The sequence below is a fragment of the Burkholderia paludis genome, assembly GCF_000732615.1.
Lineage (GTDB): Bacteria > Pseudomonadota > Gammaproteobacteria > Burkholderiales > Burkholderiaceae > Burkholderia > Burkholderia paludis.
This window is the reverse complement of the sequence record NZ_JPGL01000028.1, coordinates 99,363-111,177: the sequence shown is the minus strand read 5'-3', so window position 1 is coordinate 111,177 and position 11,815 is coordinate 99,363. Positions and strand designations below refer to the sequence as shown.

Below are 11,815 nucleotides of genomic sequence, written 5' to 3'. Positions count from 1 at the left end.
CAACAACCCTCTTTGCCTGATGACCATAGCGAGTCGGTCCCACCCCTTCCCATCCCGAACAGGACCGTGAAACGACTCTACGCCGATGATAGTGCGGATTCCCGTGTGAAAGTAGGTAATCGTCAGGCTCCCTAAGCCAAGAACCCCCGCCCGAAAGGCGGGGGTTTTTGCATTTGAGCGACGGAAATGCGAGTGAAGCCGGATCGGGCGTTGTGCTTCCTTCAGCGTATCCGGCCGACGTAGGCCAGGTCATTCAGATCTATAGCGTGCCGATCGTCCCGCAGCTCTGTACCGCTGAAATCTTCTGAGGCGCGCCCCTCCACCCCTCTCGATCGGCCCCGGGCCAACGCCCAGCTACCGTCGATTCATCGAGGGTTAGCGAGAGTGCGACGGCGCCGAACACGGCAGCCAAGCCTCGGTAACTGCCACTGGCTGCGGGTGACATCGAGAAAGTCATCCACCGTCTGTTGCGATTGCCGCCAGGTCAGCCGACGCGCTGACTATCTGGCAGCATCCTGCCCTAGATTTGATCGCCGCTGGATACGGCCCGGCGTGTATCGCCAACGTTTGAGCGGGGCTATCGCGCTCCATCATCGGCGCATTGAGCGGCGTCCCGCGCTAAAAGTCCCAATCGTCACTCGCGCCGTCAGGCATGTCTCGCGGTATAAGTCGTCATCCGGGGCGCCAACTTGGCCATAGGATCCCGTGAGATATATCCGGCGATCGTCGAATTCCCGTTGCAAATTCCAAACGGTTAATGTCAGTCAAGTGCGAGCGACGGAAATGCATTATGGAGTTCATTGTGCTGCTATCAAGCGAGATTTTTCATCTAACGTGGCGTATTTCGATTTGAGTTGTTCCGGGCTGAAAAAGGGGGCGTAGTCGGCTAAGTGCTCGGAGCGTGGGCGCAGAGGTCAAGCTGGTGTGTGGTGTTCCAAAGGGCATTGGCACCACCAGGTAGCGAACGGTGGGTCGGGCGTATGCGCCGAATATCGGCTCGCTGTTGTCTGAGGGACGCGACGAGAGGTGCGTTGGCCCGGAGTCCGGTCTAGTAGGTAATGGTATCCAGCTGAGCGAGGTTGGGGGTCGCGCAGGTCACTCGGTGGCGTCACGTTTGCCAGCCGGATTTGCGGCGCTAAGTCGCTTCGACGCAGGCCGCGAATGGCTTCTGGCAACTCGATAGTGTGGGTGCGGACCACAGCCCTTCGCGGCGAAGCCTTGGCGAGCTAAAGGGGGTTGGCCTGGGGCGTTAATGTCTGTCGTCGCCGAGAGCGTGCGGGAGTGCGGCGAAACCGGTTGAGCTACAAGATTCACCCTGCGGCGCGTCATAGCCGTTGGTAGCGGCGACAGGAAGGGGCGCTATCGTCGCTGGGCGGCCGCGCGCATCGGAGGCCGAATCCAGGGCAGGCCGACGGCGACGGCGCAGTCGCGGCGCCGCGTAAAGAGCCGCGACAGCCGGCGTCAAGGGGCAGCCTCAATCATGTACGTGCAGTAGTCGATATGGTTGGGGCGCAACGTCATCAGGGCTCGGTGCAGCGGGAGAATGGAATATCCGCGATCATGCTCGAGTGGCGCCCAGGTATCTGTCGGGCAGAGTGTGGGCACTCAAAGCGTCGAATGCCTTCGCAGTGGTTGGCGAGCGCATGAGGATCCAGGCTGGAGGTGGGCGGTAGCCCAGAGGGTATCGAGTCTGTCGTTGAAGCTGGCTTGGCAAGGTCCCATCGCTAGAGCATCCTGCCGGGAGGCCTTGTCCGGGTATCCGGCGCTACCGCAGAAAAGCGACGGGAAGCTTGCCGCGCAGATTGCCCGCGGGAAGCGCAATGACATCGAATGTGGAGGCTCGCAATATCGAAAAGCGGGTCGCCGAAGCCCTCCGGCACGAAAGTTGCAAAATTTTTTGCATCTACCCGCTTGGCATTCTGCTCAAGAGGTCGTATGATGGCGGTCTTTCGTTTTTAGCAAAGATCCAGGTCGGTGCTGAAAACGGAGTCTGACGAGGATGTGTGTCGATCAGTAGCATCGCCTTAGCCGGGCGACGCGAGAATCGGCGGTAAGGCAGGTGTCGGGAAGAGAATGCAAATAATCTTCCGGATGTGCTTGACAGGTGTGCGATGCACCCCCATAATCGTCAGTTCTCTACGGAGGGGTGCCCGAGTGGCTAAAGGGGGCAGACTGTAAATCTGTTGGCTTACGCCTACGTTGGTTCGAATCCAACCTCCTCCACCAGAATATCAGCGCAGTGAGCGGCAGGAATCGTTAGTGGCCCGTGCGGGTGTAGCTCAATGGTAGAGCAGAAGCCTTCCAAGCTTACGACGAGGGTTCGATTCCCTTCACCCGCTCCAGACCGCTAAGTTGAAGCTTTAAGCGCCCATGTGGCTCAGTGGTAGAGCACTCCCTTGGTAAGGGAGAGGTCGGCAGTTCGATCCTGCCCATGGGCACCAGCAGTAAAAAGTCAGTGTCTTGTTTGCGCGCGGCGCAACCTGTGAAATTCCTTTTGGGAGTCGAAAATGGCCAAGGGTAAATTCGAGCGGACCAAGCCGCACGTGAACGTTGGTACGATTGGTCACGTTGACCACGGCAAGACGACGCTGACGGCAGCGATCACGACGGTTCTGACGAAGAAGTTCGGCGGCGAAGCGAAGGCATACGACCAGATCGACGCGGCACCGGAAGAAAAGGCGCGCGGCATCACGATCAACACGGCACACGTCGAGTACGAAACGGCTAACCGCCACTACGCACACGTCGACTGCCCGGGCCACGCTGACTATGTGAAGAACATGATCACGGGCGCAGCGCAGATGGACGGCGCGATCCTGGTTTGCTCGGCAGCAGACGGCCCGATGCCGCAAACGCGTGAGCACATCCTGCTGGCGCGTCAGGTTGGCGTTCCGTACATCATCGTGTTCCTGAACAAGTGCGACATGGTGGACGACGCTGAACTGCTCGAGCTGGTCGAGATGGAAGTTCGCGAACTCCTGTCGAAGTACGACTTCCCGGGCGACGACACGCCGATCGTGAAGGGTTCGGCCAAGCTGGCGCTGGAAGGCGACACGGGCGAGCTGGGCGAAGTGGCGATCATGAACCTGGCAGACGCGCTGGACACGTACATCCCGACGCCGGAGCGCGCAGTTGACGGCGCATTCCTGATGCCGGTGGAAGACGTGTTCTCGATCTCGGGTCGTGGCACGGTGGTGACGGGTCGCGTCGAGCGCGGCATCGTCAAGGTCGGCGAGGAAATCGAAATCGTCGGTATCAAGCCGACGGTGAAGACGACCTGCACGGGCGTGGAAATGTTCCGCAAGCTGCTGGACCAAGGTCAAGCGGGCGACAACGTTGGTATCCTGCTGCGCGGCACGAAGCGTGAAGACGTGGAGCGTGGCCAGGTTCTGGCGAAGCCGGGTTCGATCACGCCGCACACGCACTTCACCGCTGAAGTGTACGTGCTGAGCAAGGACGAAGGCGGCCGTCACACGCCGTTCTTCAACAACTACCGTCCGCAGTTCTACTTCCGTACGACGGACGTGACGGGCTCGATCGAGCTGCCGAAGGACAAGGAAATGGTGATGCCGGGCGACAACGTGTCGATCACGGTGAAGCTGATCGCTCCGATCGCGATGGAAGAAGGTCTGCGCTTCGCAATCCGCGAAGGCGGCCGTACGGTCGGCGCCGGCGTCGTCGCCAAGATCATCGAGTAAGCCAGTTATTCGTTGATCGACAGTTTTGGGGCTGGCAACAGCCGGCCCCAGCATGGTTTAGGGGTATAGCTCAACTGGCAGAGCGTCGGTCTCCAAAACCGAAGGTTGGGGGTTCGATTCCCTCTGCCCCTGCCAAAAAATAGCCACGTGTCCTACGTGGCATTTGTTTTAAGGTGTTATGGCGAATCCATCCGTCGAAACTGTAAATACCTCCGGCGATAAGCTGATGCTGGCCCTGGGCGTATTGCTGGTCTTGGCCGGATTCGTGGGCTTCTTCTGGCTGGGTAATCAGCAGTGGTATGTCCGCGGTGCCGCGTTGGCGGTAGGTCTCATCGCCGGCGTGGCCGTCGGGCTGATGTCCGCACCTGGCAAGAGCCTCATCGCATTTGCCAAGGATTCGTACAAGGAAGTCCGGAAGGTCGTTTGGCCCACCCGCAAGGAAGCAACGCAAACCACACTCGTCGTGTTCGGTTTCGTGCTCGTGATGGCGATTTTCCTCTGGTTGAGTGACAAATCGATCGAATGGGTGATTTTCTCGGCGATTCTGGGTTGGAAATGATATGAGCGATACTCCGGCATCCCCGAGCGGAAAGCGTTGGTACGTCGTGCACGCCTACTCCGGTATGGAGAAGAGCGTGCAACGTGCGCTTCAGGAGCGCATTGAACGTGCTGGCATGCAGGACAAATTCGGTCAGATCCTGGTTCCGACCGAAGAAGTGGTCGAAGTCAAGGGCGGCCACAAGGCTGTAACCGAGCGTCGTTTCTTCCCCGGCTACGTGCTGGTGGAAATGGAAATGACGGACGAAACGTGGCACCTCGTGAAGAACACCGCGAAGGTCACCGGTTTCGTCGGCGGTGCGCGTAACCGCCCGACCCCGATTTCCCCGAAGGAAGTCGAGAAGATCATGTCGCAGATGCAGGAAGGCGTCGAAAAGCCACGCCCGAAGACCCTGTTCGAAGTCGGCGAGATGGTGCGTGTCAAGGAAGGCCCGTTCACGGACTTCAACGGCACTGTCGAAGAAGTCAACTACGAAAAATCGCGCGTGCGTGTGTCGGTCACCATCTTTGGCCGATCAACCCCGGTCGAACTCGAATTCGGTCAGGTCGAAAAAGTTTGATCCCGATTCGGTGGGCAGCCTCGGCTGCCCACCTTCGCGCTTACGGCCCGCGTCATGGCCGTTGAGGAGCGTCAGTAGCCAGCGGCGAAAGCGCGTTATTACTCACCGAACGCCCCTCCGGCGTTCCAATGAGGTTCACAAATGGCAAAGAAGATTATCGGCTTTATCAAGCTGCAGATCCCTGCAGGTAAAGCCAACCCGTCGCCGCCGGTCGGTCCGGCACTGGGCCAGCGCGGCCTGAACATCATGGAGTTCTGCAAGGCGTTCAACGCGCAGACTCAAGGCATGGAGCCGGGTCTGCCGGTGCCGGTGGTCATCACGGCATTCGCTGACAAGAGCTTCACGTTCGTGATGAAGACGCCGCCGGCGACCGTCCTGATCAAGAAGGCGGCGAAGGTGGACAAGGGCTCGAGCAAGCCGCACACCGACAAGGTCGGTTCGATCACGCGCGCTCAAGCCGAAGAAATCGCGAAGACCAAGATGCCGGACCTTACGGCAGCTGATCTGGACGCAGCCGTTCGCACCATCGCTGGTAGCGCACGCTCGATGGGCATCACTGTGGAGGGCGTGTAAATGGCTAAGATCTCCAAGCGCCGTCAGGCATTTGCCGCCAAGGTCGATCGTCAGAAGCTGTACGCGATCGAAGACGCACTGAGCCTCGTGAAGGAATGCGCGAGCGCGAAGTTCGACGAGTCGATCGACGTTGCTGTTCAGCTCGGCATCGATGCGAAGAAGTCGGACCAGGTCGTTCGTGGTTCGGTCGTTCTGCCGGCAGGTACGGGCAAGTCGGTTCGCGTTGCCGTGTTCGCGCAAGGCGAAAAGGCCGAGCAGGCTCGTGCAGCAGGCGCGGAAATCGTCGGTATGGAAGACCTGGCAGAGCAGATCAAGGCTGGCCAGATGGACTTCGACATCGTGATCGCTTCGCCGGACACGATGCGTATCGTCGGTACGCTCGGCCAGATCCTCGGCCCGCGCGGCCTGATGCCGAACCCGAAGGTCGGTACGGTCACGCCGGACGTCGCAACCGCCGTCAAGAACGCGAAGGCTGGTCAGGTGCAATTCCGTGTCGACAAGGCCGGTATCATCCACGCGACCATCGGCCGTGCATCGTTCGAGCCGACCGCGCTGCGTTCGAACCTGTCGGCGCTGATCGAAGCGCTGCAGAAGGCAAAGCCGGCAACGAGCAAGGGCGTGTACCTGCGCAAGATCGCACTGTCGAGCACGATGGGCGTCGGCGTGCGTGTCGACCAGGCTACGCTGGCAGCGCAGTAAGCAAGTATTCGGGCCGCTTCGTTCGCGAAGCGGCCTACATGGGCTTTGGGCGGTTGTTCGTGCAGCAGGGCGAGCAACCGGTTATCAAAGACCGTTGGTGGGGCGCAGCAGTCGGGTGATCCCCTTAATTCAAGCCAACGCAGATGGCGAACCCGAAAAAGTTTTGCAGTGGTGAAGCCGCAGGCCGTGAAGCGATTCGCGGCGTGAGGTGGAAATACTCCTAACGAGGTCGGACGCCGTTGTTGAACGAGGTACGTGAGGTTCATGCCGAACGTATCGTTTCTGGAGGCTAACCGTGCCGCTTAATAGAGAAGACAAGCAAGCCGTCGTAGCTGAGGTTTCCGCGCAAGTCGCGAAGGCCCAGACCGTTGTGCTGGCTGAGTATCGTGGAATTGCGGTTGGCGATCTGACCAAGCTGCGCGCGCAAGCGCGTGAGCAAAAGGTTTACCTGCGCGTGTTGAAGAACACGCTGGCGCGTCGCGCCGTCGAAGGTACGCCGTTTGCTCCGCTGGCAGAGCAGATGACTGGCCCGCTGATCTACGGCATCTCGGAAGATGCAATTGCCGCTGCTAAGGTCGTGAACGACTTCAGCAAGAGCAATGACAAGCTGATCATCAAGGCTGGTTCGTTCGATGGCAAGGTGATGGACAAGGCTGGCGTGCAAGCGCTGGCAAGCATCCCGAGCCGCGAAGAACTGCTCTCGAAGCTGCTGTTCGTTATGCAATCGCCTGTTTCGGGCTTCGCGCGCGCTCTGGCCGCGCTGGCCGAGAAGAAGCAAGCGGAAGCTGCGTAAGCGAACGTGCATCAGCGTTACTGATCGCTGGCTGTATCCGAATTCAATTTAGGAGTATTTCAAATGGCAATCGCAAAAGAAGACATCCTGGCAGCAGTCGAAGGGATGACCGTTCTGGAACTGAACGAACTGGTCAAGGCGTTCGAAGAGAAGTTTGGCGTGTCGGCAGCTGCAGTGGCAGTCGCTGGCCCGGCAGGCGGCGGCGCTGCTGCTGCTGCAGAAGAGAAGACCGAATTCACGGTCGTCCTGGCTGAAGCCGGCGCCAACAAGGTTTCGGTCATCAAGGCCGTTCGCGAACTGACGGGCCTGGGCCTGAAGGAAGCGAAGGACCTGGTTGACGGTGCACCGAAGCCCGTCAAGGAAGGCGTCGACAAGGCTGCTGCTGAAGAAGCCAAGAAGAAGCTGGAAGAAGCAGGCGCGAAGGTCGAAGTCAAGTAAGTTTCGGCGCGCTGTGCGAAGGCTGGCGGTATTTTCACCGCCGGCCTTTTTGTGCTTTGTGGGGACGTTATTCTGGCACTCATTCGGGAGCCCGAATAATCGGCCCTAGAAGCCAAAGAAAACCGCCTGATCGTTGTCATTGGTCACGATTGGCGGTTCTCTTTGTCTTCTGAAGCGACTGCAGAAGGCAAGTTTGGTCGGGTAGCGGGCAACACAGGCATCCGCTGCCGTCAGCCAGCGGTTGGTAGCGGCCAACCACCAAGCTTCTCGGCTCGTTCAAGCCGTCGGACGGCCATCGGGTCTCAGTCGGTGAACACTCGGGTTTGAAACGTCCAGGTATTCCGCCTCGATAGCACCCGCCGTGATTCGGAGATCGTATGCAATATTCCTTCACCGAGAAGAAGCGCATTCGCAAGAGTTTCGCGAAGCGCCCCATCGTTCACCAAGTTCCGTTCTTGCTGGCTACCCAGCTTGAATCATTCAGCACGTTTCTGCAAGCTGATGTGCCGGCGACGCAACGCAAGCCTGAAGGTTTGCAGGCCGCCTTCACATCGGTATTTCCCATTGTTTCGCACAACGGCTTCGCGCGCCTCGAGTTCGTGAGCTATGCGCTGTCCGCGCCGGCATTCAACATCAAGGAATGCCAGCAGCGCGGCCTGACGTACTGCTCCGCGCTGCGCGCGAAGGTCCGCCTCGTCATTCTCGACAAGGAATCGCCGAACAAGCCGGTCGTCAAGGAAGTGAAGGAGCAGGAAGTGTACATGGGCGAAATTCCGCTCATGACGCCGACGGGCTCGTTCGTCATCAACGGCACCGAGCGTGTCATCGTCTCGCAGCTGCACCGTTCGCCGGGCGTGTTCTTCGAACACGACAAGGGCAAGACGCACAGCTCGGGCAAGCTGCTGTTCTCGGCACGGATCATTCCGTACCGCGGCTCGTGGCTCGACTTCGAATTCGACCCGAAGGACATCCTGTACTTCCGCGTCGACCGTCGCCGCAAGATGCCGGTCACGATCCTGCTGAAGGCCATCGGCCTGACGCCGGAACAGATCCTCGCGAACTTCTTCGTGTTCGACAACTTCACGCTGATGGACGAAGGCGCGCAACTCGAGTTCGTGCCCGAGCGCCTGCGCGGTGAAGTCGCGCGTTTCGACATCACGGATCGCGACGGCAAGGTCATCGTCCAGAAGGACAAGCGGATCAACGCGAAGCACATTCGCGACCTCGAAGCCGCGAAGACCAAGTACATCTCGGTGCCGGAAGACTATCTGCTCGGCCGCGTGCTGGCGAAGAACGTCGTCGACGGCGACACCGGCGAAGTGATCGCGAGCGCGAACGACGAAGTCACGGAAAGCGTGCTCGAGAAGCTGCGCGAAGCGGGCATCAAGGACATCCAGACGCTCTACACGAACGACCTGGACCAGGGCCCGTACATTTCGTCGACGCTGCGTGTCGACGAAACGACCGACAAGACGGCCGCGCGCATCGCGATCTACCGCATGATGCGTCCGGGCGAGCCGCCGACCGAAGAAGCGGTCGAGGCATTGTTCAACCGTCTGTTCTACAGCGAAGAAGCGTACGACCTGTCGAAGGTCGGCCGCATGAAGTTCAACCGCCGCGTCAGCCGTGACGAGATCACCGGCCCGATGACGCTGCAGGACGACGACATCCTCGCGACCATCAAGATCCTCGTCGAGCTGCGCAACGGCAAGGGCGAAGTGGACGATATCGACCACCTCGGCAACCGTCGCGTGCGTTGCGTCGGCGAACTGGCGGAAAACCAGTTCCGCGCAGGTCTCGTGCGTGTCGAGCGCGCGGTCAAGGAACGCCTCGGCCAGGCCGAAAGCGAAAACCTGATGCCGCACGACCTGATCAACTCGAAGCCGATTTCGTCGGCGATCCGCGAGTTCTTCGGTTCGTCGCAGCTGTCGCAGTTCATGGACCAGACCAACCCGCTGTCGGAAATCACGCACAAGCGCCGTGTTTCCGCACTGGGCCCGGGCGGTCTGACGCGTGAGCGCGCAGGCTTCGAAGTCCGCGACGTGCACCCGACCCACTACGGCCGCGTGTGTCCGATCGAAACGCCGGAAGGTCCGAACATCGGCCTGATCAACTCGCTCGCACTGTACGCGCACCTGAACGAATACGGCTTCCTCGAGACGCCGTACCGCAAGGTCGTGGACAGCAAGGTGACCGACCAGATCGACTATCTGTCGGCGATCGAGGAAGGCCGCTACATGATCGCGCAGGCAAACGCCGCGATCGACGAGAGCGGCACGCTGATCGACGAACTCGTGTCGTCGCGTGAAGCGGGCGAAACGATGATGGTCACGCCGGACCGCATCCAGTACATGGACGTCGCGCCGTCGCAGATCGTGTCGGTGGCAGCCTCGCTGATCCCGTTCCTCGAGCACGACGATGCGAACCGTGCACTGATGGGCTCGAACATGCAGCGTCAGGCCGTGCCGTGTCTGCGTCCGGAAAAGCCGGTCGTCGGTACGGGCATCGAGCGCACCTGCGCGGTCGACTCGGGTACGACGGTCCAGGCGTTCCGCGGCGGCGTCGTCGACTATGTCGATGCAGGCCGTATCGTGATTCGCGTGAACGACGACGAAGCGGTCGCGGGTGAAGTCGGTGTCGACATCTACAACCTGATCAAGTACACGCGTTCGAACCAGAACACGAACATCAACCAGCGTCCGATCGTGAAGATGGGCGACAAGGTCTCGCGCGGCGACGTGCTGGCCGACGGCGCCTCGACGGACCTGGGCGAGCTCGCGCTCGGCCAGAACATGCTGATCGCGTTCATGCCGTGGAACGGCTACAACTTCGAAGATTCGATCCTGATCTCGGAGAAGGTGGTTGCGGACGATCGCTATACGTCGATCCACATCGAAGAGCTGAACGTCGTTGCACGCGACACGAAGCTCGGGCCGGAAGAAATCACGCGCGACATCTCGAACCTGGCGGAAGTCCAGCTCGGCCGTCTCGACGAATCGGGCATCGTGTACATCGGTGCGGAAGTCGAAGCGGGCGACGTGCTGGTCGGCAAGGTCACGCCGAAGGGCGAGACCCAGCTGACGCCGGAAGAGAAGCTGCTGCGCGCGATCTTCGGCGAGAAGGCTTCGGACGTGAAGGACACGTCGCTGCGCGTGCCGTCGGGCATGAGCGGTACCGTGATCGACGTCCAGGTGTTCACGCGTGAAGGCATCCAGCGCGACAAGCGCGCGCAACAGATCATCGACGACGAACTGAAGCGTTACCGTCTCGACCTGAACGACCAGCTGCGCATCGTGGAAGGCGACGCGTTCCAGCGTCTCGCGCGCATGCTCGTGGGCAAGGTCGCGAACGGCGGTCCGAAGAAGCTCGCGAAGGGCACGAAGATCGACCAGGCTTACCTGGAAGACCTCGACCACTACCACTGGTTCGACATCCGCCTCGCGGACGACGAAGCAGCGGCGCAGCTCGAAGCGATCAAGAACTCGATCGAAGAGAAGCGTCACCAGTTCGACCTCGCGTTCGAAGAGAAGCGCAAGAAGCTCACGCAAGGCGACGAACTGCCGCCGGGCGTGCTGAAGATGGTCAAGGTGTACCTCGCGGTCAAGCGTCGCCTGCAGCCTGGCGACAAGATGGCAGGCCGTCACGGTAACAAGGGTGTCGTGTCGAAGATCGTCCCGATCGAAGACATGCCGTACATGGCCGACGGCCGTCCGGCAGACGTCGTGCTGAACCCGCTGGGCGTTCCGTCGCGGATGAACGTGGGTCAGGTTCTGGAAGTGCACCTCGGCTGGGCCGCTAAGGGCCTCGGCTGGCGTATCGGCGAAATGCTGCAGCGTCAGGCGAAGATCGAGGAAATGCGCGTGTTCCTGACGAAGATCTACAACGACTCGGGCCGCCAGGAAGATCTGGAAAGCTTCACCGACGACGAGATCCTCGAACTCGCGAAGAACCTGCGCGAAGGCGTGCCGTTCGCAACGCCGGTGTTCGACGGTGCGACCGAGGAAGAAATGGGCAAGATGCTCGACCTCGCGTTCCCGGACGACATCGCTGAACAGCTCGGCATGAACCCGTCGAAGAACCAGGTCCGTCTGTACGACGGCCGCACGGGTGAAATGTTCGAACGTCGCGTGACGCTCGGCTACATGCACTACCTGAAGCTGCACCACTTGGTCGACGACAAGATGCACGCGCGTTCGACCGGCCCGTACTCGCTCGTCACGCAGCAGCCGCTGGGTGGTAAGGCGCAGTTCGGTGGCCAGCGTTTCGGTGAAATGGAAGTGTGGGCACTCGAAGCGTACGGCGCGTCCTACGTGCTGCAGGAAATGCTGACGGTGAAGTCGGACGACGTGAACGGCCGGACCAAGGTCTATGAGAACCTGGTCAAGGGCGATCACGTGATCGATGCAGGCATGCCGGAATCCTTCAACGTGCTCGTGAAGGAAATCCGCTCGCTCGGTATCGATATCGATCTCGACCGCAATTAATCGGACTACGGA

8 protein-coding genes, 4 tRNA genes and 1 rRNA gene are annotated in these 11,815 nt (G+C 60.3%); all 13 read left to right on the top strand.

The window, feature by feature from the left end; genetic code table 11:
* Nucleotides 1-15: 15 nt before the first annotated feature.
* Nucleotides 16-128 (top strand): 5S ribosomal RNA (gene rrf, locus GQ56_RS0119130).
* Nucleotides 129-2,140: 2,012 nt separating this feature from the next.
* Nucleotides 2,141-2,226 (top strand) — tRNA-Tyr (locus GQ56_RS0119125).
* Between the two features lie 42 nt (nt 2,227-2,268).
* A tRNA-Gly gene (locus GQ56_RS0119120) sits at nt 2,269-2,342 on the top strand.
* Between the two features lie 24 nt (nt 2,343-2,366).
* A tRNA-Thr gene (locus GQ56_RS0119115) sits at nt 2,367-2,441 on the top strand.
* Between the two features lie 66 nt (nt 2,442-2,507).
* Complete coding sequence (gene tuf, locus GQ56_RS0119110) at nt 2,508-3,698, top strand: elongation factor Tu (RefSeq protein ID WP_017333531.1); 1,191 nt, start codon at nt 2,508-2,510, stop codon at nt 3,696-3,698.
* A gap of 59 nt (nt 3,699-3,757) precedes the next feature.
* A tRNA-Trp gene (locus GQ56_RS0119105) sits at nt 3,758-3,833 on the top strand.
* Nucleotides 3,834-3,876: 43 nt separating this feature from the next.
* Nucleotides 3,877-4,257: a preprotein translocase subunit SecE gene (secE, locus tag GQ56_RS0119100; RefSeq protein WP_031400147.1), complete on the top strand. Its 381-nt coding sequence runs from the start codon at nt 3,877-3,879 to the stop codon at nt 4,255-4,257.
* Nucleotide 4,258: 1 nt separating this feature from the next.
* The gene (gene nusG, locus GQ56_RS0119095) at nt 4,259-4,816 is read left to right on the top strand and encodes a transcription termination/antitermination protein NusG (protein ID WP_006400672.1); all 558 of its coding nucleotides are present in this window, start codon (nt 4,259-4,261) and stop codon (nt 4,814-4,816) included.
* 141 nt (nt 4,817-4,957) lie between these two features.
* The gene (gene rplK / locus GQ56_RS0119090; RefSeq protein WP_006477201.1) at nt 4,958-5,389 is read left to right on the top strand and encodes a 50S ribosomal protein L11; all 432 of its coding nucleotides are present in this window, start codon (nt 4,958-4,960) and stop codon (nt 5,387-5,389) included.
* Complete coding sequence (gene rplA / locus GQ56_RS0119085; RefSeq protein ID WP_006482906.1) at nt 5,390-6,088, top strand: 50S ribosomal protein L1; 699 nt, start codon at nt 5,390-5,392, stop codon at nt 6,086-6,088.
* Nucleotides 6,089-6,383: 295 nt separating this feature from the next.
* Nucleotides 6,384-6,881: a 50S ribosomal protein L10 gene (gene rplJ / locus GQ56_RS0119080; RefSeq protein WP_031400146.1), complete on the top strand. Its 498-nt coding sequence runs from the start codon at nt 6,384-6,386 to the stop codon at nt 6,879-6,881.
* Between the two features lie 63 nt (nt 6,882-6,944).
* Complete coding sequence (rplL, locus tag GQ56_RS0119075) at nt 6,945-7,319, top strand: 50S ribosomal protein L7/L12 (RefSeq protein WP_006477198.1); 375 nt, start codon at nt 6,945-6,947, stop codon at nt 7,317-7,319.
* 377 nt (nt 7,320-7,696) lie between these two features.
* Nucleotides 7,697-11,803 (top strand): DNA-directed RNA polymerase subunit beta, encoded by a 4,107-nt coding sequence (gene rpoB, locus GQ56_RS0119070; protein WP_031400145.1) that lies wholly within the window; start codon nt 7,697-7,699, stop codon nt 11,801-11,803.
* Nucleotides 11,804-11,815 lie beyond the last annotated feature (12 nt).

Bases quoted from the DNA above. Each gene is read 5' to 3' on its own strand.
- tuf (WP_017333531.1), top strand. From the start codon at position 2,508: ATGGCCAAGGGTAAATTCGAGCGGACCAAGCCGCACGTGAACGTTGGT.
- rpoB (WP_031400145.1), top strand. From the start codon at position 7,697: ATGCAATATTCCTTCACCGAGAAGAAGCGCATTCGCAAGAGTTTCGCG.
- rplK (WP_006477201.1), top strand. From the start codon at position 4,958: ATGGCAAAGAAGATTATCGGCTTTATCAAGCTGCAGATCCCTGCAGGT.
- nusG (WP_006400672.1), top strand. From the start codon at position 4,259: ATGAGCGATACTCCGGCATCCCCGAGCGGAAAGCGTTGGTACGTCGTG.
- rplL (WP_006477198.1), top strand. From the start codon at position 6,945: ATGGCAATCGCAAAAGAAGACATCCTGGCAGCAGTCGAAGGGATGACC.
- secE (WP_031400147.1), top strand. From the start codon at position 3,877: ATGGCGAATCCATCCGTCGAAACTGTAAATACCTCCGGCGATAAGCTG.
- rplA (WP_006482906.1), top strand. From the start codon at position 5,390: ATGGCTAAGATCTCCAAGCGCCGTCAGGCATTTGCCGCCAAGGTCGAT.